This window comes from Streptomyces sp. Ag82_O1-12 (assembly GCF_900182715.1).
Lineage (GTDB): Bacteria > Actinomycetota > Actinomycetes > Streptomycetales > Streptomycetaceae > Streptomyces > Streptomyces massasporeus.
The window spans coordinates 7,992,084-8,013,684 of sequence record NZ_FXUW01000001.1 but is presented as its reverse complement, the minus strand read 5'-3'; the positions used below and the strand labels follow the sequence as shown (position 1 = coordinate 8,013,684).

The 21,601-nt window shown below is 73.2% G+C and carries 18 protein-coding genes and 1 pseudogene; 9 read left to right on the top strand and 10 right to left on the bottom strand.

Annotated features, from left to right (window positions below; genetic code table 11):
* Positions 1 to 13 precede the first annotated feature (13 nt).
* Both QOL88_RS36480 and QOL88_RS36475 read left to right on the top strand, forming a co-directional pair.
* Entirely contained in the window at positions 14 to 1,066 is a 1,053-nt protein-coding gene (locus tag QOL88_RS36480; RefSeq protein ID WP_097222479.1) for an alcohol dehydrogenase catalytic domain-containing protein, read from the top strand.
* A 73-nt stretch (positions 1,067 to 1,139) separates the two neighbouring features.
* Positions 1,140 to 1,742 (top strand): carboxymuconolactone decarboxylase family protein, encoded by a 603-nt coding sequence (locus QOL88_RS36475; protein WP_097222478.1) that lies wholly within the window; start codon positions 1,140 to 1,142, stop codon positions 1,740 to 1,742.
* On the opposite strand, the gene QOL88_RS36470 is transcribed toward QOL88_RS36475, so the two are convergent.
* Together QOL88_RS36470 and QOL88_RS36465 are read right to left on the bottom strand one after the other, a co-directional pair.
* A complete protein-coding gene (locus tag QOL88_RS36470; protein ID WP_097222477.1) occupies positions 1,739 to 2,560 on the bottom strand; it encodes a class I SAM-dependent methyltransferase in 822 nt (273 codons plus the stop codon). The genes QOL88_RS36475 and QOL88_RS36470 overlap by 4 nt on opposite strands.
* Before the next feature lie 33 nt (positions 2,561 to 2,593).
* Positions 2,594 to 3,103 (bottom strand): metallophosphoesterase family protein, encoded by a 510-nt coding sequence (locus QOL88_RS36465; RefSeq protein ID WP_097222476.1) that lies wholly within the window; start codon positions 3,101 to 3,103, stop codon positions 2,594 to 2,596.
* A 209-nt stretch (positions 3,104 to 3,312) separates the two neighbouring features.
* On the opposite strand from QOL88_RS36465, the gene QOL88_RS36460 reads away from it, so the two are divergent.
* Together QOL88_RS36460 and rfbC are read left to right on the top strand one after the other, a co-directional pair.
* Complete coding sequence (locus QOL88_RS36460; RefSeq protein ID WP_097222475.1) at positions 3,313 to 5,253, top strand: glycosyltransferase family 2 protein; 1,941 nt, start codon at positions 3,313 to 3,315, stop codon at positions 5,251 to 5,253.
* A 4-nt stretch (positions 5,254 to 5,257) separates the two neighbouring features.
* On the top strand, positions 5,258 to 5,863 hold the full coding sequence (gene rfbC / locus QOL88_RS36455; protein WP_097222474.1) for a dTDP-4-dehydrorhamnose 3,5-epimerase: 606 nt from the start codon (positions 5,258 to 5,260) through the stop codon (positions 5,861 to 5,863).
* Positions 5,864 to 5,987: 124 nt separating this feature from the next.
* Here rfbC and QOL88_RS36450 read toward each other — a convergent pair whose 3' ends face one another.
* The 7 genes from QOL88_RS36450 to QOL88_RS36420 all read right to left on the bottom strand — a co-directional run bounded on the left by QOL88_RS36450 (position 5,988) and on the right by QOL88_RS36420 (position 11,578).
* A complete protein-coding gene (locus QOL88_RS36450) occupies positions 5,988 to 6,791 on the bottom strand; it encodes a class I SAM-dependent methyltransferase (RefSeq protein WP_097222473.1) in 804 nt (267 codons plus the stop codon).
* The gene (rfbD, locus tag QOL88_RS36445; RefSeq protein ID WP_097222472.1) at positions 6,778 to 7,665 is read right to left on the bottom strand and encodes a dTDP-4-dehydrorhamnose reductase; all 888 of its coding nucleotides are present in this window, start codon (positions 7,663 to 7,665) and stop codon (positions 6,778 to 6,780) included. The genes QOL88_RS36450 and rfbD overlap by 14 nt, the downstream gene beginning before the upstream one ends.
* Entirely contained in the window at positions 7,662 to 8,642 is a 981-nt protein-coding gene (gene rfbB, locus QOL88_RS36440) for a dTDP-glucose 4,6-dehydratase (RefSeq protein WP_097222471.1), read from the bottom strand. Before rfbB ends, rfbD begins: the two co-directional genes overlap by 4 nt.
* Positions 8,639 to 9,706: a glucose-1-phosphate thymidylyltransferase gene (locus QOL88_RS36435; protein ID WP_097222470.1), complete on the bottom strand. Its 1,068-nt coding sequence runs from the start codon at positions 9,704 to 9,706 to the stop codon at positions 8,639 to 8,641. Before QOL88_RS36435 ends, rfbB begins: the two co-directional genes overlap by 4 nt.
* A gap of 104 nt (positions 9,707 to 9,810) precedes the next feature.
* A complete protein-coding gene (locus QOL88_RS36430) occupies positions 9,811 to 9,984 on the bottom strand; it encodes a hypothetical protein (protein WP_097223348.1) in 174 nt (57 codons plus the stop codon).
* A gap of 165 nt (positions 9,985 to 10,149) precedes the next feature.
* Positions 10,150 to 10,569 (bottom strand): CBS domain-containing protein, encoded by a 420-nt coding sequence (locus QOL88_RS36425; protein ID WP_097222469.1) that lies wholly within the window; start codon positions 10,567 to 10,569, stop codon positions 10,150 to 10,152.
* Between the two features lie 73 nt (positions 10,570 to 10,642).
* Positions 10,643 to 11,578 carry a LysR family transcriptional regulator gene (locus tag QOL88_RS36420; RefSeq protein WP_179879054.1) on the bottom strand — a complete coding sequence of 312 codons (936 nt, stop codon included), beginning with the start codon at positions 11,576 to 11,578 and terminating at the stop codon, positions 10,643 to 10,645.
* Between the two features lie 156 nt (positions 11,579 to 11,734).
* Between QOL88_RS36420 and QOL88_RS36415 the strand changes: the two genes are divergently transcribed.
* Positions 11,735 to 12,430, top strand: a complete 696-nt coding sequence (locus QOL88_RS36415) for a type 1 glutamine amidotransferase domain-containing protein (RefSeq protein ID WP_097222468.1) — start codon at positions 11,735 to 11,737, stop codon at positions 12,428 to 12,430.
* A 21-nt stretch (positions 12,431 to 12,451) separates the two neighbouring features.
* Here the strand turns inward: QOL88_RS36415 and QOL88_RS36410 are convergent, their stop codons facing one another.
* A complete protein-coding gene (locus tag QOL88_RS36410; RefSeq protein WP_101927794.1) occupies positions 12,452 to 14,899 on the bottom strand; it encodes a SpoIIE family protein phosphatase in 2,448 nt (815 codons plus the stop codon).
* A gap of 185 nt (positions 14,900 to 15,084) precedes the next feature.
* On the opposite strand from QOL88_RS36410, the gene lanKC reads away from it, so the two are divergent.
* From lanKC to QOL88_RS38700, 4 genes and pseudogenes are all read left to right on the top strand, one after another.
* Positions 15,085 to 17,679 (top strand): class III lanthionine synthetase LanKC, encoded by a 2,595-nt coding sequence (lanKC, locus tag QOL88_RS36405; RefSeq protein WP_097222467.1) that lies wholly within the window; start codon positions 15,085 to 15,087, stop codon positions 17,677 to 17,679.
* Positions 17,680 to 17,763: 84 nt separating this feature from the next.
* On the top strand, positions 17,764 to 17,880 hold the full coding sequence (locus QOL88_RS36400) for a SapB/AmfS family lanthipeptide (RefSeq protein ID WP_031113019.1): 117 nt from the start codon (positions 17,764 to 17,766) through the stop codon (positions 17,878 to 17,880).
* 82 nt (positions 17,881 to 17,962) lie between these two features.
* Positions 17,963 to 19,906 (top strand): ABC transporter ATP-binding protein, encoded by a 1,944-nt coding sequence (locus QOL88_RS36395; RefSeq protein WP_257027990.1) that lies wholly within the window; start codon positions 17,963 to 17,965, stop codon positions 19,904 to 19,906.
* Positions 19,903 to 21,393, top strand: a pseudogene (locus QOL88_RS38700) (ATP-binding cassette domain-containing protein); the annotation flags it as partial. The gene QOL88_RS36395 and the pseudogene QOL88_RS38700, both read left to right, overlap by 4 nt.
* Positions 21,394 to 21,601: the final 208 nt, after the last annotated feature.

The window sequence follows — 21,601 nt, the reverse complement described above, 5'->3', positions numbered from 1 at the left end:
AGGGAGAGATCCGATGAAGGCACTGACCTACCACGGCCGTCACGACATCCGCTTCGGGGACGTCCCCGACCCGGCCGTCGCCGGCCCCGGGGACGCCGTGGTGCGGGTGACCGCGGCCGGCATCTGCGGCAGCGACCTGCACATCTACGGCGGCAACGGGTTCAGCCCGGACCTGGGCTACACACCGGGACACGAATGCGTCGGCGTGGTCGTCGAGACCGGCGGCCAGGTCACCCGCTTCAAGCCCGGCGACCGGGTCCTGGTGCCCGCCTCTGTCGGCTGTGCGCAGTGCCGGCAGTGCGCGGCCGGGTTCACCGCCCGGTGCGAGCGAGCCGCGTCGGCGACGGAGCTCTGCTACGGAGTCGGTCCGAAGCTCCAGGGCAGCCAGGCCCAGGCTCTGGCAGTGCCCTGCGCCGACGTCAATCTGGTGCACCTGCCCGAGGACATCTCCGACGAGGCCGCCGTCGTCCTGACGGACAACGCACCCACCGCCTGGTACGGCTGCCGCCGTGCCCGTATCCAGCCCGGTGAGACCGTCCTGGTCGTCGGCCTCGGCCCGGTCGGCCTCATGGCCGCCCAGTCCGCCTTCGCGATGGGCGCGGCCCGGGTGCTGGGCGTGGACCTGGTCGCGGAGCGCCGCGCCTTCGCGGCCGGCCTGGGCGTCGAGCCGGTCGAGGGTGACGACGTGCGGGCGGCCATCCGGGACATGACCGCCGGCCGCGGACCGGACGCCGTGGTGGAGGCGGTGGGTTCCGACGCCACCATCCAACTCGCCGTCAAGGCGGTCCGGCAGGCCGGCCGGGTCAGCGTCATCGGAGTCAGCCAGAACAAGGCGTTCCCGTTCCACATGTACCTGGCGCAGGTCAAGGAACTGGAGTTCGCGATCGGGCTGTGCTCGGTGCACTACGAGCTCCCTCCCCTGCTCGCCCTCACCCGTGCCGGACGGATCAAGCCCGAGGTCGTGGTCTCGCACCGCTTCGCCCTCTCCGACGGGCCGGCGGCGTACGAACTGTTCGCCGGCCGCTCCGACGGCGTCCGCAAGATCGTTCTCGACCCGACGGGCTGACTGCTCCCGCCTCTTCACTGTCGAGTGTTCAGCCGGTCTCCTAGGGTGATTCCCTCGGAAACCGGAGGCCGCCATGCCACAGCGCGACGAAGACGCCCGACCGACCCGACCGCGGCTGAAGCCGCTCACCGAAGAACAGTGGGACCCCCGCACCCGGGAACTGCTGGCCGTCGCTCCCCACGATCCCGGGGGCGGGGTCCCCAACATCTTCACCACGCTCGTGCGCCATCCCGATCTCTACGAGCAGTTCCTGCCGTTCGGCGGCCAGTTGCTCGGCAGCGGCCGGCTGCCGGGTGACGTGCGCGAACTGCTGATCCTGTGCACCGCGTGGAACACCGGCTCCCGGTACGAGTGGGGGCGGCACCTTCCCCTGGCCAGAGCCGAGGGCGTCACCGACGCGGAGATCGACCGCATCGGCGAAGGGCCGGAGGGACCCGGCTGGACGGACCTCCAGAGGCACTTGATCCGCGCGGCGGACGAGCTGCACCGTGATGCCACGATGTCCGACGCGACCTGGGAGGGTCTGGCCGAGCACTTCGACGAGGCCGGACTGATCGAGATCGCCATGCTGGTGGGGCAGTACCACATGGTGGCCTTCTTCCTGAACGCCACCGGTGTGGAACTGGAGCCCGGCTTCGACAGCACCGGTTTCGCGGAGGGACGGGTGGAGACCTAGACGAGTCGCTGCGCCCCGTCGTCTGCCGGTCTGCGGCCCCAGGCGGAGACCATCGGCGAGGTGGCGAGGTCCAGGCGTCCCCCCTCGACAGCGGCGAGATGCGCGTCGATCTCCTCGTCCGTGGCGAGGCCCGCGGCGATGAGCCGGTCCCGCACCTGCCGGACGGTGGCCGCCTCCAGGACGTCGCAGGCGGGCGAGGTGACCGGGAAGTAGGCGTCGGCCTCGACGTCCACGAGGCCCGCCTCGCGCAGCAGCCGCGGCAGTCTGCGTCCGTAGGAGAGATCGGCACCGCGCTGCCGCAGCAGTTCCCGGAAACCGGCGCGGAGCCGGTTGGACCGCTCCTGCTCGGGGCCGTGCTCGTCGGGGCAGATCAGCGGCTGCAGCGCGGGATCGGCGTCCTCGACCAGCAGCAGCCCGCCGGGGCGCAGCGCTCCGATCATGGCGCGCAGCGCGGCGTCGCGCTCGGTGACGTGGACCAGGACGAGACGGGCGTGCACCAGGTCGAAGGGGCCGGGCGGCGGATCGTCGCGGCCGACGTCGTGCCGGAGCACCTCGACGCCTTCGGTGGCGGTCGTCCCGGTCCAGGAGACGTCGATGTCGGTGGCGAGCACGCGCCCGGTGGGCCCGACCCGCTCGCGCAGCCACGCCGCCACGCTCGGCCCGCCGGCCCCGACCTCCCAGCACCGCCACCCCTCGGCGATCCCGGCCGCCTCGACGTGCCGGAACGTCGAGGCGTCGAAGAGGGCCGCCAGCGCGTCGAAGCGCGTCCCGGCCTCGGCCTGCCGGTTGTCCAGGAGATATCCCTCGTCCCGACCCATGCGCCGATCATGCCACGACGCGGCCGGGGCGGTTCAGCGCGGTGGGCGGGGCGGCAGCCGGTGCAGTTCCACGTCCGTGAGCCGCCCCTCGGCGATCGTGGCGGTCATGTACGTGCAGTGGGGCTGGCGGCGCCGGTCCGTCGGGGAGCCCGGGTTCAGCAGCCGCAGGCCGGAGGAGGCCGTGGTGTCCCAGGGGATGTGGCTGTGGCCGAAGACCAGCACGTCCAGCTCGGGGAAGCGGGCGGCACACCGCTGCTCCCGGCCCTGCTTGGCACCCGTCTCGTGGATCACGCCGAACCGCACCCCGCCCAGTGCCACGTACGCCACCTCGGGCAGCCGGGCGCGCAGATCGGGCCCGTCGTTGTTGCCGTACACCCCGACGAGCCTGCGACAGCGGGCCTCCAGCAGATCGAGGGTGTCCACGTCGACCCAGTCCCCGGCGTGGAACACGACGTCGGCCATCGGGAGTTCGGCGAGCAGGGGGGCGGGCAGTTCCCTGGCCCGCTTGGGCAGGTGGGTGTCGGACATCAGGAGCAGGCGCACCTCGTCAGCCTAGGGGCTGCGAGCCGCTCCCGCCCGCGACCCGCTTGACCGCGAACAGACAGACGCCGCAGCTCAGTTGCCCTGCCCATGGAGATGATCACGGCGAGGTCTCGAAAGGTGAGGCGACCTCGCCCAGCGGGTTAGCATCGGGCAACACGCAGTACAACAGGACGTCTACGGCAAGCGACCCGAAGGGGCCCGGAAACCCGATGCCGGTCAAGGTCAGCGTCATCGTCCCCGTGTACAACCCGGGGATCTACATCGAGGACTGCATCTCCTCGCTGCAGCGGCAGTCGCTGCCTCCCGACGAGTTCGAGGTGATCTTCGTCGACGACGGCTCGACCGACGAGACCCCGGCCCGGCTCGACGCGCTCGCCGCCGAGGACCCCCGGATGAAGGTCATCCACCAGGAGAACTCCGGCTGGTCGGGCAAGCCCCGCAACGTCGGCATCGAGGCCTCCCGGGGCGAGTTCGTGATGTTCGTCGACAACGACGACTACCTGGGCGACGAGGCCCTGGAGCGGATGTACGACTACGGCACGGCCAACGGCGCCGATGTCGTCGTGGGCAAGATGGCCGGCAAGAACCGCGGGGTGCCGGTGGAGCTGTTCCGCCGCAACCACCCGCGTGCCACCGTCGAGAACGCCCCGCTCATCGACAGCCTCACCCCGCACAAGATGGTCCGCCGGGCCTTCCTGGACCGGATCGGCCTGCGCTTCCCCGAGGGCAGACGGCGCCTGGAGGACCACGTCTTCATCGCGGAGGCGTATCTGCGCGCGGAGAACGTCTCGGTGCTCAGCGACTACGTCTGCTACTACCACATCCGGCGGGACGACGGCTCCAACGCCGGCTTCGAACGCTTCGACCCCGTCGGCTACTTCAGGAACCTGCGCGAGGCCCTCGACGTCGTCGAGCAGTACACGGAGCCCGGTCCGGTACGCGACCGGCTGTTCCGGCGGTGGCTGCGCGTGGAGATGGTCGAGCGGCTGCGGGCCCGGCGCCTGCTGAACCTGCCGGACGACTACCGCCGCGAGTTGTTCGGGGAGATCCACGAGGTCGTCGTCGAGCGCTTCGGGCCCGGTGTCGCGGCCGGTCTGCAGCCGACGCAGCAGGTCATCGCCGCGCTGACGGCGGCCGACCGGTACGACGACGTGGTGGCCTTCGCCGAGTGGGAGGCGGGTGTCGCCCCCACGGCGGCGCCCGTGGACATCGAGTGGAGTGAGGGTTCGCTCCGTATCGGATTCACGGCCGAGTACCTGTCCGGCGGCGAGCCGATGCTGTTCCCCGCCGACGCCGAGGCCGCGCCGCTGACCGACGTACCGAAGGACGTGACCGAGGCGGTGCGCTGGGTGGCCTCGGAGACCGCCGCTCGGTTCGGGCAGGCCACGGCCGATCTGCTGCTGCGGGAGCGCACCAGCGCCGCCCAGTACTTCCAGCCGGTGGAGTTCACCCGCGAGACCGTGCCGGTCGGGGACGGCGAGGAGGTCCGGCTGGTGCTGCGGGGGACGGCCACGGTCGACCCGTCCGTCCTGCCACGTGACGGCGCCTGGGACGCACTCGTCCGGGTGAAGTCGGGCGGCTGGACCAAGGAGTGCCGGCTGGGACCGGCGCCGCGCGAGGACCGGCCCACGCCCCGGGCGGGGATCGTCGGCGACCGCCCGGTCCTGCCGTACTGGACCACACCGCACGGCAATCTCTCCCTGGAGCTCGGCGCGCACGGCAAGCGGCTCGGGCTGGGCCGCGTGCAACTGGGGGACGTCTCCGTCTCCGACGACCGGTTCCGGGTCCTGCTCCCGGTGCACGTCCCGGGCGAAGCGGAGGTGCGGCTGAGGTTCGTCTCCTCCCGCCGGATCCTGGAGACACCGGGCATCCTCTCCCCCGACGCGGACCGGCCGGGCTCGGTGCTGGAGGCGGTCCTGTCCCAGGATCTCTCGGACGACGTCTGGCGGGTGGCCGTGTGCCCGAACCCGGGCTCCGACCAGGCCCGGTTCGCCGGTCTGCCGTTCGCGTTGCGGGCCGGGGGCGGAAGCGTGCTGGTGACGCCGGTGCCGGGGCCCGGTGTCGCGCTGCGGCTGGCCCGGCGCGCCCGACGCGTGCTCGGTACCGCACGCCGGAAGGTGAATTCCCGTATCAGGACCGGAGGGCGGTGACGGCATGCGACCACTGGGGATAGAGGGCGCCTGGGTACTGGAGCCCAAGATCTTCCCGGACGACCGGGGCAGCTTCCACGAGTGGTACCGCGGTGCGGAGTTCCGCGAGGCGACGGGACACGACCTGTCCCTGGCCCAGGCCAACTGCTCGGTCTCGCGGCGGGGCGTGCTGCGGGGTGTGCACTTCGCCGACGTGCCGCCCAGCCAGGCCAAGTACGTCACGTGCGTCCGCGGTGCCGTCCTGGACGTGGTGGTCGACATCCGCGTGGGCTCCCCCACCTTCGGGACGTGGGAGGCCGTACGGCTCGACGACGACACGCGGCACGCGGTGTTCCTCGCGGAGGGCCTCGGTCACGCCTTCATGGCCCTCACGGACGACGCGACGGTGGTCTATCTGTGCTCGGAGGGCTATGCCCCGGGCCGTGAGCACGGCATCCACCCCTTGGACCCGGCTCTGGGCATCGAGTGGCCCGAGAGCATCACCCCGCTCCTCTCCCCCAAGGACGAGCAGGCCCCGACACTGGCCGAGGCGGAACGCCAGGGGCTCCTGCCCTCGTACGAGGCCTGTCTGGCGTACTACGAGGAACTGCGGAGCGGGCAGGGGGCGTAGCCCCGGCCCAACCTCGGACACACCGCGGGCCCGGACGCGATCGGCGTCCGGGCCCGCGCTCCGTGCAGCCCGGGAAGGGCGTCGGCGCCGGCCACCACCCCAGGGCGGTGGCCGGCGCCGTCGTTCAGCGGCTCACGCCGACCTGCTGCAGGGCCTTGCGCAGGGGCTCCCAGCCGATGGAGCGGGGCAGGCCGCGGTTGCGGGCCTGGGCGAGGGGACGCCAGAAGCCGGCTTCCAGGAGGGTCTCGGGGCGGACCGCCCCGGCCCGCTCCAGGATCGCCTCGGGGACCTTCTGCGGGTCGGGGATCTTGTACTCGGCCATGATCTCGTCGTACTTGTCGTGCAGGACCCGGTTGTCCGGGTCGGCGCCGAAGACGACCAGCTGGCCGGTCGGGGCGGTGTCCACCTGCACCGTGACCAGGTCCGGGCGGTAGCGGGCCAGCACCTCGGTGACCTTGTAGACGTCGCCGGTCCAGGCGTTGGTGTGCCGGTCCCGGGCCGCCTCGTCCACGCTGCGCGGCAGCATGTCGTCGAGGACGATCACACTGCCCCAGTCCGAGTACTTCTCGACGTTCATGAAGTCGCGCAGCGCGAACTCGAACAGGTGCATGCCGTCGATGAACGACAGGTCCAGTGTCGCCTTGCGCCAGTAGCCGATCGGGCTGCGGCCACGGCGCAGGTTGCGCAGCGGGTGACGGCCGCCCTTGAGGTGCTGGAGGGGATTGTCACGCGCGAAGAAGTCGTCGCTGGTGGCCTTCACCAGGTGGACGTCGCACCTCAGCTCCGAGACCACCTTGAAGGCGGGGTCGATCGCGATGCTGGGGGCGCGGGACAGCGTCAGGCTGCGCCCGTCGTTGACGCCGATCTCCAGGTAGTTGCGATTGGCGCTGACCTTGTGCAGTTCCCGGAGGAACTCATGGCGTTTCACGAGGAAGACCTTCCTTGCGGATGCGGGGCAGTGCTTCGTGCAGGGCGGAGCGCCAGTCGCGCGGCAGCGGCAGGCCGATCTCCTGCCAACGGCGGTGCGCGAGGGCACTGTACGCCGGGCGGGGCGCGGGCCGGGGGAAGGCCGCGCTGCTGGTGGGGCGCACCCGGTCCGGGTCGGCGCCGATGAGGGAGAACACCTCGCGTGCGAGGTCGCACCAGGTGGCCTCGCCGGAGTTGGTCGCGTGGAAGACGCCGTGCGCCTCGGGGCCCAGCCGGGGGCCGAGGTCGGCGATCCGCTCGGCGACGTCGGCGCTCCAGGTGGGCTGCCCGCGCTGGTCGTCGACGACGTCGAGGGTGTCCCGGCGGGCTTCCAGTCCGATCATGGTCCGGACGAAGTTGGAGCCGTGGACGCCGTAGAGCCACGCCGTGCGCAGCACCGCGCTCGCCCCGGGGAGTTCGTCCAGTACGGCCCGCTCCCCGGCCAGCTTGGTGCGGCCGTAGGCGGTGCGCGGGCCGGTCGGGTGGTCCTCCGGGTAGGGGGTGGTGCGGGCCTCACCCGAGAAGACGTAGTCCGTGGAGACGTGGATGAGGCGGGCGTCGTGCGCGGCGCAGGCCCGGGCCAGCAGGCGCGGGCCGTCGCCGTTGATCTGAAGGGCGCGGGCCTCGTCGGTCTCGGCGTCGTCGACGGCCGTGTAGGCGGCGCAGTTCACGACCACGTCGGGGCGGTGCTCCCGCACGGCGGAGTCCACGGCCGGGGGGCTGGTGATGTCCAGGGCCGCGCGGTCGAGGCCCATGACGGTCTCGCCGCGGCGCGTGAGTTCCTCGACGACGTCACGGCCGAGCATGCCGCCCGCGCCGGTGATCAGCCACCTCATGCCCGCTCCTGGGCGACGCGCTGCTTCAGGGGCTCCCACCAGGCCCGGTTGTCGCGGTACCAGGCGACGGTCTCGGCGAGGCCGGTGGTGAAGTCGTGGCGGGGGCGGTAGCCGAGTTCGTCGCGGGCCTTGGAGCAGTCGACGGAGTAGCGCAGGTCGTGGCCCTTGCGGTCCTCGACGTACTCCACCCGGTCCCAGTCCGCTCCGCAGGCGTCCAGGAGCAGGCCGGTGAGTTCCTTGTTGGTGAGTTCGGTGCCGCCGCCGATGTTGTAGACCTCGCCGGGCCGGCCCTTGGTGCGGGCGAGGTCGACGCCCTGGCAGTGGTCGTCGACGTGCAGCCAGTCGCGGATGTTGCGGCCCTCGCCGTACAGCGGCACCGTGTGGCCGTCGAGGAGGTTGGTGACGAACAGCGGGATGACCTTCTCGGGGAACTGGTGCGGGCCGTAGTTGTTGGAACAGCGCGTGACGCGCACGTCCAGGCCGTGGGTGCGGTGGTAGGCCAGCGCGAGCAGGTCGGAGGATGCCTTGGAGGCCGAGTACGGCGAGTTCGGCTGGAGCGGGTGATCCTCCGGCCACGAGCCGGTCTCGATGGAGCCGTAGACCTCGTCGGTGGAGACGTGCACGAAGGGGCCCGTGCCGTGGCGCAGGGCGGCGTCCAGCAGGGTCTGGGTGCCGAGGACGTTGGTGCGGACGAAGTCGGCGGCGCCGCTGATCGAGCGGTCGACGTGGGACTCGGCGGCGAAGTGCACGACCTGGTCCGCGTCGGCCATCAGCTTGTCGACCAGTTCGGCGTCGCAGATGTCGCCCTGCACGAACTCCAGCCGCGGGTGGGTCAGTTCGAGGTTGTCGAGGGTGCCGGCGTAGGTGAGCTTGTCCAGCACGGTGATGCGGGGCGCGTCGGGCGCGTCCGAGGCGAGCAGGGCCCGGACGTAGCGGGAGCCGATGAACCCGGCGGCGCCGGTGACGAGGAGGTTCATGAAGTGATCTGCACCTTGCTGTGATCTCCGAGGACGAAGCGGTGGGCGCTGGGGACGCTGGGGGCGGGGGTCACCTCGACGTGCCGGCCGATCAGCGAGGCCTCGATGCGGCCGACGCCCTGGATCGAGGAGTCCCGCAGCACGATGGAGAACTCCAGCTCGCTGTCGGTGATCCGGCAGTTCTCGGCGACGGAGGTGAAGGGGCCGACGTAGGAGTTGCTGACGACGGTGCCCGAGCCGATGACGACGGGTCCGACGACACGGGAGTTGACGATCCGCGCGCCCTCTTCGAGCACGACGCGCCCGATGGTCTCGGACGCGTCGTCCACGTCGCCGTCGATGCGGCGCTCCATGGCTTCGAGGACCGTGCGGTTCACCTCGAGCATGTCGCCGACGTTGCCGGTGTCCTTCCAGTAGCCCTTGATGACCGTGGAGCGCACGTCGGCGCGGGTGTCGATCAGGTGCTGGATGGCGTGGGTGATCTCCAGTTCGCCGCGCCAGGAGGGTTCGATGGCGCGGACCGCCTCGTGGATGAGGGGCGTGAACATGTAGACGCCGACCAGCGCGAGATCGCTCTTGGGCTGGTCGGGCTTCTCCTCCAGGCCGATCACCTGGCCGGACGGGTCGAGTTCGGCGACACCGAAGGCGCGCGGGTCGGCCACGCGCGTGAGCAGGATCTGGGCGTCGGGCCGGTTGCCGCGGAACTCCTCGACGAGGCCGGTGATGCCGCCGACGATGAAGTTGTCGCCGAGGTACATCACGAAGTCGTCGTCACCGAGGTAGTCGCGGGCGATCAGCACCGCGTGGGCCAGCCCGAGGGGCCGCTCCTGGGGGATGTAGGTGACCTTGAGGCCGAACTTCGACCCGTCCCCGACCGCTTCCTCGATCTCCTCGGCGGTCTCCCCGACGATCATGCCGACGTCGGTGATGCCGGCCTCGGCGATCGACTCCAACCCGTAGAACAGCACGGCCTTGTTGGCTACGGGCACCAGTTGCTTGGCCGACGTGTGCGTGATCGGCCTCAGTCTTGTTCCTGCGCCGCCGGACAGCACGAGAGCCTTCATTCGGTTCACCTTAGTCGTGATCCGGCGGATGTGAACATCACTTCTTTTAGTTGTCGATGCGCGGAGTTACTCGGATCGACACCGCGCGGTCCACGAGGGAGGTATCAGTCCTCACCCCGGACGATGTTCCACTCCGCCCCGGAGTGCGTCACTCCGGGCGTGCCCCGGTCCTCGACGGCGGGGAGGCAGGTGCGCAGCGCGGCCTTTCCGCGCAGACGGCGTGCCTTCGACCAGCCGGTCTCGTGCTGACGGACGACGGGCTTCTCACTGGTGTCCATGGACTCCACGACTCATCATCTTCCTTCTGCTTCCACTGCTGTTCGAGTCCCCAGTGAAAAACCGAACAAACCCGGGCCGGAGCACCTGTGTCGTGGTGCCGAACTGCGGTGGCCCGACCCGGGGTTCGGAGGGTGTGTTCGGAAGACGCGTTCGAAAGGCGCCCGTCAGGCGTTGGGGCGCGCGGCGCTGATGTCACCGAGCGCCGATTCCGGGTCACGCTCCATGGCCATGTCGCCCAGGGAGACGATGCCCACGGGATGCCCGTGGTCGACGACCGGGACGCGGCGCACGGAGTGCTCGCGCATCAGCTCCACCGCCTGGGCCAGGTCCTCGTCGGGGCCGACGGTGACCAGCTCGTCGCTGCACGCGCCGGCGACGGTGATCCGCTCCGGGTCGCCGCCCCGGCTGACCGTCCGCACCACGATGTCACGGTCGGTGACCACCCCTCGCAGCCGGTCGCCGTCCGTCACCAGTACGGCTCCGAGGTCCTCGTCGCGCATGATGCGCGCGACCTCGGCGACGGAGGTGTGCGGTTCGACGGTGACCGGGTCGCTGGTCATGATGTCGCGGACATGCTGAGCCATGACGTTCCTCTTCCTTCGGCTCGTGGTGTTTCTCCGTCCTGCGCCGCGGCGGGTACCCGGTCGGCCCGTGGCGTCACCAGGTGCGGCCGGCCTCCAGCAGACGGTCGCGGACGAGGGTCACGTGCGGGTTGTCCGAGGTGCCCGGCCGCTGGACGAGGAAGCCGGTGTTGATCGGCGCGTCCTCGGGGGCGTCGAGGAGGACCAGGGCGCCGGACGCCAGTTCCCGGGCGCACAGGTAGCGCGGCAGCACGCTGTAGCCGGCACCGGCCGTGACCAGCGCGAGGACGGCCCTCAGGTCCGGGACCGAGACGGCGGCACGGCAGTTCAGGCGCCGGCCGAAGACGTGCCGCCAGTAGCGGCGCACGATGGGCAGGTCCTCGGCGTACGTGATCAGCGGGATGTCGTGCAGCGCGGCGGGTCCGTCGGCGGCCGGGCGCCGCGCGACGCGCTCGGCCCAGGCGGGGGCGGCGACCAGGACGAACTCCTCGTCGGTCAGCGGCACCGCGGACAGGGTGCGGCCGCGGGGCCGGGTGGTGGCGATCACCAGGTCGTGGCGGCCGGCGCGCAGTTCGTCGAGCAGGGGCTCGGTCAGCCCCATGGTCACGCGCAGCCGTACGCCCTCGGTGACGAGCGGGGCGAGGGCGGGCAGGGCCCGGGTGGACAGCAGCTCGGCGGGCCCGGCCAGGTGGACGGGCTCGGCGCGCGAGCGCTCCCGGGGCCCGTGCCCCGTGGCCTCCGCGAGCGCGTCGAGGGGGGCCGCGACGCGGGCGGCGAGGTCGTCGGCCACGGCGGTCGGGGCCACGCCGCGCGGCAGCCGTTCGAACAGCTCCCGGCGGGTCTGCCGCTCCAGGGAGCGGATCTGCGTGGTGACGGTCGGCTGGGACAGGCCCAGCAGCTGCGCGGCCGCCGTGAAGGAGCCGGACCGGTAGACGGCCAGGAAGGTGCGCAGCAGGTTGAGGTCGGGCTGCGCGGGCGTACCGGACGCGCTCAGGGGATCGATGGGCCTCACACGATCCGACCCTACTGCGCTGCGCCATTGGAATCCCTATGGCTGCCATTGGCTCTGCCATTGGAAAACCGGCGGTCCGGGGGCCTACGGTCGTCATCGTCCGAGTCATCGCCGCGCTGTCCGACCGCGGCCCGTCCTCACGGAGATGCATCCACCATGTCGAAGATCCTCTTCGTCGTCACCGGCGCCGACACCTGGACCCTGGCCGACGGCGCCGCACACCCCACCGGCTTCTGGGCCGAGGAGGCCGTCGCCCCGTACGAGGCGTTCCGGGCCGCCGGCCACGAGGTCGTCGTGGCCACGCCCGGCGGGGTCGAGCCCACCGTCGACCGGGCCTCCCTCGCCGCCGAGGTGAACGGGGGCCAGGAGAACGCCGACCGGATCGCCAAGGCGCTGGAGTCCTTCACCGAGCTGCGCCACCCCGTCCGTCTCGAGGACGTCCGGCCGGACGACTACGCGGCCGTCTTCTACCCCGGCGGCCACGGCCCGATGGAGGACCTCGCCGTGAACGCCGACTCCGGCCGGCTGCTCGCCCGGGCCCTGGAGTCGGGCAGGCCGCTCGGGGTCGTCTGCCACGGGCCGGCCGCGCTGCTGGCCGCTGTCGGGGCCGACGGCACCAACGTCTTCGCCGGCTACGAGGTCGCGGCGTTCACCAACGCCGAGGAGATCCAGGGCGGCCTCGCCGACCGCGCGAAGTGGCTGCTCCAGGACCGCCTCACCGAGGCCGGTGTGACCGTGCGGGCCGGTGAGCCGTGGGCCCCGCACGTGGTCACCGACCGCAATCTGGTCACGGGCCAGAACCCGGCGTCGTCGGCCCCGCTGGCACAGGAACTGCTGAAGCGGCTGGGCTGAGCGGGAGCACGGCCGGGCGGGTCAGCGTCCCAGCAGCAGTTCCGCCCAGACCTGCTTGCCGCCGCTGACCGGCAGGGTGCCCCAGGTCGCGGCGAGGGCCTCGACGAGGAGGATGCCCCGGCCGCCGGTGGCCTCCCAGCCGATGCTGGTCGGTCGGACCGGTGAGCGGGGTGAGGCGTCGGCGATGGCGACGCGCAGCCGGTTGTTGACGAGGGTGAGGTCCATCCGGACCTTGCCGTCGGTGTGGACCAGGGCGTTGGTGACGAGTTCGGAGACGACGAGGAGCGCGGCGTCGTAGTCCACGGTGACGCCCCAGGAACGCAGGGTCCGCCGGGCGAAGCGGCGGGCGTGCCCGACGGCCTGCGGCACCCGCCAGACCGTCCAGCTCTCCCTCAGCGGGCGCAGTTCCATGCCGTCGTAGCGCAGGAGGAGCAGGGCCACGTCGTCGCTGCGCGGGGCGTTGCCCAGGAGCGCGTCGGCGACGAGCCCCAGGTCGGTGGGGGCGGCTTCGGCGAGCCGCTCGGCCAGGTGCTCCATGCCTTCGTCGATGTCGGAGTCGGGCGTCTCGACGAGACCGTCCGTGGCCAGCGCGATGACGGTGCCGGGCGGGAGCCGCAGCGGGCTCATGGGGAAGTCGGCCCGGGCGACCACCCCGAGGGGCGGGCCGCCCTCCGCCTCCGCGATGTCGGTCCGGCCGTCCGGGTAGCGCAGCACCGGCGGCAGGTGCCCGGCGCGCACACACCAGGCGGCGCCCTCCTCCAGGTCGACGTCGACGTAGCAGCAGGTGGCGAAGAGGTCGCTCTCCATGTCGACGAGGAGCCGGTTGGCGTGCGCGACCACCACGTCCGGCGGGTGCCCCTCGACGGCGTAGGCGCGCAGGGCGGTGCGCATCTGGCCCATGAGGGTGGCGGCGCCGGCGCTGTGGCCCTGGACGTCGCCGATGACGAGGGCGACGTGGTTGTCGGGCAACGGGATGACGTCGTACCAGTCGCCGCCGAGTTCGAGCCCCGCCGTGCTGGGCAGGTAGCGGGCCACGGCCACCGCGCCCGGCAGCCGGGGCAGGCTGCGCGGCAGCAGCTGGCGCTGGAGCATGCCGACGAGTTCGTGCTCGGCGTCGAAGGCCCTCGCCCGCACCAGGGCCTGTCCGGCGAGGCCGGCGCAGGCGGTGAGCAGAGCGCGTTCGTCGGTGCCGAAGTCGTGCGGGGTGTCCCAGCCGATCAGACAGGCTCCGGCCATGCGGTTCCCGGCGGGCAGCGGCAGGACGGCGAGGCCGCCGGGGCCGACCTCGGCCAGGGCGCGTTCCAGGGGGCTGCCGGCGGGCCAGATCCGGGCCCGGCCCTCGCGCAGCGCGGCGGCGAGGGTGGGCATGGCGCGCACGGGTGCGTCGGGCCACTCGGTGCGCCACTCCGACCGCCACAGCTCGGGCCAGGCCTCGGGTTCGGGCGGGTCGAGGACGGTGACGACGAGCCGGTCGCTCTCCAGCTCGGCGAGGGCGATCCGGTCGGCCCGCAGCGGCCGGCGCAGCGCGGCGACCACGGCCCGTCCGACGTCGCGGACGGTGACGGCGGTGGCCAGCGCGGCGGCCAGGCGCTGGACGCGGGCGACGTCGGTGACGTCGGAGCGCAGTGTGGAGACGTCGACGACCGTGCCCACGAGGCGGGCCGGGTGGCCCTCGCCGCCGGGCAGGAGGCGGCCGCGCAGCCGGAGCCACTTCGGCGGCCCGGTGGGCTGGAGCACGCGGAACTCCAGTTCCCGGTCGCCGATGGACATGTGGTCGGCCTCCACCACGGACATCAGCGACGGCAGGTCCTCGGGGACGGTCAGGCCGAGCAGTGTCTCGACCCGGCCGTCGAACTCCACCGGGTCCAGGCCGAACAGGTCCAGCAGGTCGTCGCCGACCCGGACGCGGCCGGTGTCCATGGCGAGGCTGAAGGCGCTCGGCGGCAGTTCACCGGCCTCGGCGGGCGCGGCCGGGACGGTGAAGGCGACCGCGTCCGCGATGAGGTCCAGGCAGCGGAGGTCGTCGGCGCCGAATCCCCCGGGCCGTTCGGTCACGGCCAGCAGGCAGCCGGCGTCGCCCTGCACGGGCAGGGCCGTCAGGAAGAAGTCCCTCGACGGCACGCGCCGCGCCTGGGCGTGCTCGGCGAGTTCCGCCGGGCTCAGTGACACCGGCTCCCCCAGGCGGTGGGCCTCGGCGGCCGGGGACCGTCCGGCGCGCGGGTAGCTGTCGCGCAGCCCGTACAGCGTCCTCGGGACGCCGGCCGACTCCATCAGGCAGAGCAGCTCGCCGTCCTCGCTGGGCGCGTAGACGGCGGCGAGCGCCGCACCGGCGAAGACGAGCGCCTGTTCGAGGACGCGGCGCAACCGTTCGGGCGACTCGTGATCGACCGCGATCGCCTTGAGGGCACCTTCGGCACGCAGCGTTCGCGTTCCGCTCTCCTGGGCGCCCTGACTGACCACGTTGGCCATTACAGCGCTAATGAGACACCTGCGCAGCCCCTGTGGGCGTTCCGTGGACCAGCGGGGACGCGGGTGCTCGAAAGAATCCGAACATGTCTTGACGCATGCGTTCCGCACGGTGTTCTCGTGACAACCGTGACTGTCCGTGCCCGGCCGGTGACTGGAAGGCTCAGTGCTCGTCAGGAGGGGGACGCATGGACAAGCGGTACGAGGTGTACGCGCTGGCCGACCGGCATTTCTACGAGACGCCGGACCGGCTTGCGCGGGGCGGCCAGGGGACGGCCGACCACCTCTACGAGACGGCCCGCCGGCCGCTGCCGGAGGGCTGGGAGTCGGCCCGGATCGGCGACTGGCAGACCATGACGCCGCTCGGCCCGAACGGCGAACCGGTGCGGGGCCCGGCCCAGGGGTGGAAGATCCACGCCTCGGCGACCCGGGCGAACGCCGAGGAGATCGCCCGGATCGTGTGGGACTACTGCGTCGAGCGGCGCGTCCCCTTCAAGTTCGTGCCGGGCCCGCACCTGCTCCACCTGCGCAACACCAAGTACGCGCCGCGTGACGGCAGCGGCAAGTTCGTCACCGTCTACCCGGCCGACGAGGAGCAGCTGCACCACGTGCTGCGCGAGCTGGGCGCGCTGCTGGAGGGTTTCGAGGGGCCGTACGTCCTCACCGACCTGCGCTGGGGCGAGGGCCCGCTGTACGTGCGCTACGGCGCCTTCGCGCGGGCGTTCGTCGTGGACGAGCGGGGCTCGCTGGTGCCGGCGGTGCGCGACGGCGAGGGACGGCTGGTGCCGGACCGGCGGGCGCCGTCCTTCCAGGTGCCCGAGTGGGTGACGCTGCCGGCGTTCCTCCAGCCGCATCTGGACGCGCGGAACGACACGACGACGGGTGAGCTGCCCTACCGCATCGAGAAGGCGCTGCACTTCTCCAACGGTGGCGGGGTGTACGCGGGCACCGACACCCGCGACGGGCGCAAGATCGTCCTCAAGGAGGGGCGGCCGCACGCGGGGCTGGCCTCGGACGGGGCCGACGCGATCGCCCGGCTGGAGCGGGAGAAGCAGGCGCTGGAGCAGGTCGCGGGCACGGGCGTGGTCCCGGAGGTGCGCGACTGGTTCGAGCTCGGTGGGCACCGCTTCCTGGTGATGGACTTCCTGGAGGGCCGTCCGCTCAACGCCTTCTTCGCGGAGCGGCATCCGCTGCTCACCCAGGACCCCGACGCGCAGGCCGTCGCCTCCTACACGGCATGGGCGCTGCGCATCCACCGCAGGGTGGAGGAGGCCGTGGCGGCGGTGCACGCCCGGGGCATCGTCTTCAACGACCTGCACGTCTTCAACATCATGGTCGCCCCGGACGAGGAGACGGTGTTCCTCCTCGACTTCGAGGCCGCGGCCCCGGTCGGGGAGAACGGCCGTCAGGTCGTCGCCCACCCCGGGTTCTTCGCGCCGCCGGACCGCCGGGGCGCCGACATCGACCGCTATGCGCTGGCCTGTCTGCGGCTGGCCCTGTTCCTGCCGGTGACCACGCTGTTCGTGGTCGACCGCGGCAAGGCGGCACACCTGGCCGAGGTGATCGCGGAGCAGTTCCCGGACGTGCCGCGGGAGTTCCTCGACGAGGCGGTCACGGAGATCACCCGGGAGGTGTCAGGCCGTACGGTGGCCGCTCCCTCCGCGCCGGTGGATCCGGGCGACTGGCCCTACAGCCGCGACTCGATGGTCAAGGCCATCCTCGCCTCGGCCACCCCGGAGCGCGACGACCGGCTCTTCCCGGGCGACGTCGCGCAGTTCTCCGACGGCGGCGGGCTCGGGCTCGCCCACGGCGCCGCGGGGGTTCTGTTCGCGCTGGACGCGGCCGGCGCCGAACGGTACGAGGAGGGCGAGCGCTGGCTGCTGGACCGGACGGCACCGGCCCCCGTCGGTACCCCGCTCGGGCTGTACGACGGGCTCGCGGGCGTCGCCCTGGTCCTCGACCGGCTCGGGCACCGGCAGCGGGCTCTGGACCTGGTCGAGGGCATCCTCGCCGAGCGGTGGCAGAACCTCTCGTCCGACCTGCACGGCGGACTGGCCGGGCTCGGCCTCGTCCTCGGGCACCTGGCCCGTACGACCGGCGAGGCGGAGCTGGGCGAGCGGGCCCACGAGGCCGCGCGGATCCTCGTCCAGCGGCTCACCGAGCCGGTGCCGGCCACGTCCCGGCAGCGCGCCGGACTGCTGCGCGGCGCGAGCGGCCCCGCGCTGCTCATGCTGCGGCAGTACGAGTGGACCGGCGAGGAGGCCTGGCTGGAGGCGGCGGCCGTGGCCCTGCGCCGGGACCTGGCGTCCTGCGTGACCCGCGAGAACGGGTCGCTGGAAGTCGACGAGGGCTGGCGGACGCTGCCCTACCTCGGCGACGGCAGCGCGGGCCTCGGCATGGTCCTCGACGACCTCGTGGCCCACTCCCCCGGCCTGGCCGGGGAGTTCGGGACGGCCCGCTCAGGGGTGATCACCGCCGCGACCTCACGGTTCTACGCGCAGCCCGGCCTCTTCCAGGGCCGCGCCGGAATGATCCTGCACCTCAGCCGCACGACCGCGCCGGGCGCGACCGAGGACCGGCTGGCGGCGCAGATCGCCGGGCTCGGGTGGTTCGCGATGGCCTACCAGGGCCAACTGGCCTTCCCCGGGCACCAGATGATGCGGCTCTCCATGGACCTCGCCACCGGAACGGCAGGGTGCCTGCTGGCGCTCGGCGCGGCCCTCGACCCGGCGAGCGACGCCCACCTGCCGTTCCTCCCGCCGCCGAGCAGGCGGCCCCACTGACGCGGCTGCGCGATCCCGCGGAGTCGTGACACCACCCCGTCCCCACGGATGACCACGGACGGACACCCAATGGAAGGACACACCATGGCACTTCTCGACCTGCAGACCATCGAGACCGAAGAGCGCACGGACGGCGGCGGCAACAGCACGGTGAGCCTGCTCTCCTGCATCAGCGCCGCGAGCGTTCTGCTCTGTCTCTGACCTGCGGTCTGCTCGCTCCGGGCGGCTCCTTCCCTTCGGGGAGGGGCCGCCCGGGGTCCTTCCCGGCCCAGGAAAGGCCCGTATGACCTCGCGCGACGACGACCCGGCGGCCGGACACGCGCGCACCCTGCTGCGCGCGGCCACCCGGTACAGCGGGGCGCGCTGCCTGGCGCTGTGCCTGGTGTCCATCGCCGCTACGGGTGCCGGGCTGCTGCTGCCGGCCGCGCTGGGCCGGGCCCTCGATCTTCTGCTGGCGCACGCCCCCGCCACCCGCTGGGTGCTCTGCTGCGCCGGCCTCGTGCTGCTGCTCGGTCTGCTCGACGCGGTCCAGACCGTCCTCACCGGCACCGTCGACGCCCGTACCACCGCATGGCTGCGGCGCCGGCTGACCGGGCACGTCCTGGGCGTCGGGCCGCGCGCCGCGGACCGCTTCGGCTCCGGTGACCTCGTCGCCCGCCTGGTCGGCAACGCCGCCGAGGCGGGCACCACGCCGGCGGCCCGGGCGGCGCTCGTGGCCGCGCTCGCCGGGCCCCTCGGCGGGGTGGTCGCGCTGGGACTGATCGACTGGTGGCTCGCGGCCGTGTTCCTCGCCGGGGCCCCCGTGCTGGCCCTTCTCCTGCGCGCCGTCTCCCGTGACACCTCCGAGAGCGCGTCGCGCTACCAGCGGGCCCAGGGCCGGATCGCGGCCGCGCTCGCGGAGGCCGTCGAGGGCGTGCGCACCGTCCGGGCGGCCGGCACCGAAGGCCGCGAGACGGCCCGGGTGCTGCGGCCGCTGCCCGATCTGTCCCGGGCCGGGCACCGTATGTGGCGGGTGCAGGGGCGGGCCGCGGCCCGGGCGGTCGCCGTGGCACCGCTGTTGCAACTCGTGGTCGTCGCCGTGGCCGGGGTGCTGCTCACCCGGGACCGGCTCTCGGTCGGCGAGGTGCTCGCGGCCTCCCGGTACGCGGTGCTCGCGACGGGTGTCGGTGTGCTGGTCGGCCGGCTCGCGGGCCTGGCGCGGGCCCGGGCCGCGGCCCGGCGCCTCGGCGAGGTCGGCACCGAGCCCGCCACCGTGTACGGCACCCGCGGACTGCCCGACGGCCCCGGGCGGCTGGAGCTGCGCGGGGTGACGGCCCGGCGCGGCGGACGCACCGTGCTGGACGGGGTGGATCTCGACGTGCCGGGCGGCACGACCCTGGCCGTCGTGGGCCGGTCCGGCGTGGGCAAGTCGCTGCTGGCCGCGCTCGCCGGACGGCTGGCCGATCCGGACGCGGGCGAGGTGCTCCTCGACGGGGTGCCGCTGCGCGAGCTGCCGCACGACGTCCTGCGCGGCGCCGTCGGTCACGCCTTCGCCCGCCCCGCCCTCCTCGGCGGCACGGTCCGACAGGCGATCGGCCTCGGCCTGCCGTCCCCCTCCCCCGCCCTGGTCCGGGAGGCGGCCCGCACGGCCCTCGCCGACGACTTCGTCCGCCGCCTCCCCGACGGATACGACACACCCGTCGCCGACGCCCCGCGCTCCGGCGGCGAGACCCAACGGCTCGGTCTCGCCCGGGCGTTCGCGCACGGTGGCCGGCTGCTGATCCTCGACGACGCCCTCTCCAGCCTCGACACGGTGACGGAACGCCGCATCACCGACGCCCTGTTCGGCGACGGGCCGGGCGCCACCCGGCTGCTGGTCGCCCACCGCGGCGCGACGGCCGCGTGCGCCGACGCCGTGGCGTGGTTGGACGGGGGACGGGTGCGGGCGGTGGGGCGACACGAGGAGTTGTGGCGGCTGGCGGAGTACCGGGCGGTGTTCGGGGACGGCGCGGGCCCCGACGGCACGGACACGGAAGACGGGGCGGTGTTCGGGGACGGCGCGGACCCCGACGGCACGGACGCCGACGACGGGGCGGTGTTCGGAAAGGACGCGAACCCCGACAGCACGGATGACGACGGCGGCTCGCGGCCGGTCCCGGACACCCGGGACGGGACGAGCGGAGAGAGCGACGTGACGGGTACGAACGGCCGGAGCGGTGCGGACGCCGGGGGCGGGGCGCTGACATGACGGCCCGGATCCGTACCCGCGAACGGAGCGGGCGGGACGCGGACAGGACCGCCGAGACCGCGGCGGGAGCCGCCCTCCCCACCCGGGGCCTGCGTTTCCTGCTGGCCCGCCGACGGGTCCTGCTGCGGCTCACCGCCTGGTCCGTGCTGGAGACCGGGCAGACCTTCCTCATCGGGTACGGGCCAGCCCGCGCCCTGGACGAGGGGTTCCTGCGGGGGCGGGCGGATGTCGGACTGGTCTGGCTGGCCGTGACCGGACTGGGCGTCCTGCTCGGCGCGTACGGGACCGCCCGGGTCTACGCCGCCGTCGCCGCGCTGGTCGAACCGCTCCGGGACCGGCTCGTGGAACGGGTGGTCACGCGCGGGGTGCGCACCGGTGACGCGGGTTCCCTGTCCGGGCTCACCCAGCAGGTGGAGATCGCCCGGGACACCTTCGCCGGACTGGTCATGGTCTCCCGCTCCTTCGTGTTCACCGCCGCCGGTGCCCTGGCCGGCCTGTTCACGCTCGCCCCGCCGCTGCTGCTGGTCGTGGGGCCGCCCCTGGCCGTCGGCATGGCGCTGTTCGCCGCGACGCTGCGTCCGCTCGCCCGGCGGCAGGAGACGTTCCTGGTCGCCGACGAGGCCCTCGCCGGTGATCTCGGCGCCGTCGGACCGGGCCTGCGGGACATCACGGCGACCGGCGCGGAGGCGGAGATCGCCGCCGGCACCGGGGAACGGGTCGAGGCGGAACTGCGGGCGGCGCGCGCCCTGGCCCATTGGGGCGTGCTGCGCGTGGCGTCCCTGACGATCGGCGGCCAGCTGCCGATCGTGCTGCTGCTCGCCGCCGGACCCTGGCTCCTGTCCCACGGCGTCACGGCCGGTGCCCTGGTCGGCGCCCTCGCCTACGTCACCCAGTCCCTGCTCCCGGCCCTGCGCAACCTGATCCACGGCCTGGGCACGAGCGGCTCCCGCCTGACGGTGGTGCTGCGCAGGCTGGCCGGGACGGACACCGGCACACCCCGCCCGCCGGAGAGCCGGCCCGGGCCTTCGGGCACCGACGCGGACCACGGCACTCCGCCCCCAGCCTTCTCCCTCTCCTCCGTCACGTTCGCCTACGGGCCCGCCAGCGCGCCCGTCGTCCGGGATCTGGATCTCACCCTCCCGCCCGGCGCGCACCTGGCCGTCGTGGGTCCCAGCGGCGCCGGCAAGTCCACGCTCACCGCGCTCGTGGCGGGGCTGCTCACTCCCTCGCACGGCACGATCCGGGTCGGTGGACACCCCGTGCCCGGTCCGGAGGCCGCCGCCGAGCGGGTGCTCATCCCGCAGGAGGCGTACGTGTTCAGCGGCACCCTGGCCGAGAACCTCGCGTATCTGCGGCCCGATCCGGTGCCCGCGCAGGAGTTGCTGGCCGCGGCCGAGGCGGTCGGGCTCACCCCGCTGGCCGAGCGGCTCGGGGGGCTGGACGCCCGGGTCGATCCGGCGACGCTGTCGGCCGGCGAACGGCAGCTGGTCGCACTGACCCGGGCCTATCTGTCGTACGCCCCGCTCGCCCTGCTGGACGAGGCGACCTGCCATCTGGACCCAGGGACGGAGGAGCGGGCGGAGCGGGCGTTCGCCGCGCGGCCGGGCGGGACCCTGGTGGTCGTGGCTCACCGCATCAGCTCGGCCCGCCGCGCCGGCCGGGTCCTGGTGATGGACGGCCGGAGCACGGCGTACG

Coding starts and splice junctions, on each gene's coding strand:
- QOL88_RS36430 (WP_097223348.1), bottom strand. CDS start 9,984: ATGGACACCAGTGAGAAGCCCGTCGTCCGTCAGCACGAGACCGGCTGG.
- rfbB (WP_097222471.1), bottom strand. CDS start 8,642: ATGAACCTCCTCGTCACCGGCGCCGCCGGGTTCATCGGCTCCCGCTAC.
- QOL88_RS36470 (WP_097222477.1), bottom strand. CDS start 2,560: ATGGGTCGGGACGAGGGATATCTCCTGGACAACCGGCAGGCCGAGGCC.
- QOL88_RS36400 (WP_031113019.1), top strand. CDS start 17,764: ATGGCACTTCTCGACCTGCAGACCATCGAGACCGAAGAGCGCACGGAC.
- rfbC (WP_097222474.1), top strand. CDS start 5,258: ATGCGACCACTGGGGATAGAGGGCGCCTGGGTACTGGAGCCCAAGATC.
- QOL88_RS36415 (WP_097222468.1), top strand. CDS start 11,735: ATGTCGAAGATCCTCTTCGTCGTCACCGGCGCCGACACCTGGACCCTG.
- rfbD (WP_097222472.1), bottom strand. CDS start 7,665: ATGAGGTGGCTGATCACCGGCGCGGGCGGCATGCTCGGCCGTGACGTC.
- lanKC (WP_097222467.1), top strand. CDS start 15,085: ATGGACAAGCGGTACGAGGTGTACGCGCTGGCCGACCGGCATTTCTAC.
- QOL88_RS36425 (WP_097222469.1), bottom strand. CDS start 10,569: ATGGCTCAGCATGTCCGCGACATCATGACCAGCGACCCGGTCACCGTC.
- QOL88_RS36410 (WP_101927794.1), bottom strand. CDS start 14,899: ATGGCCAACGTGGTCAGTCAGGGCGCCCAGGAGAGCGGAACGCGAACG.
- QOL88_RS36395 (WP_257027990.1), top strand. CDS start 17,963: ATGACCTCGCGCGACGACGACCCGGCGGCCGGACACGCGCGCACCCTG.
- QOL88_RS36460 (WP_097222475.1), top strand. CDS start 3,313: ATGCCGGTCAAGGTCAGCGTCATCGTCCCCGTGTACAACCCGGGGATC.
- QOL88_RS36480 (WP_097222479.1), top strand. CDS start 14: ATGAAGGCACTGACCTACCACGGCCGTCACGACATCCGCTTCGGGGAC.
- QOL88_RS36475 (WP_097222478.1), top strand. CDS start 1,140: ATGCCACAGCGCGACGAAGACGCCCGACCGACCCGACCGCGGCTGAAG.
- QOL88_RS36435 (WP_097222470.1), bottom strand. CDS start 9,706: ATGAAGGCTCTCGTGCTGTCCGGCGGCGCAGGAACAAGACTGAGGCCG.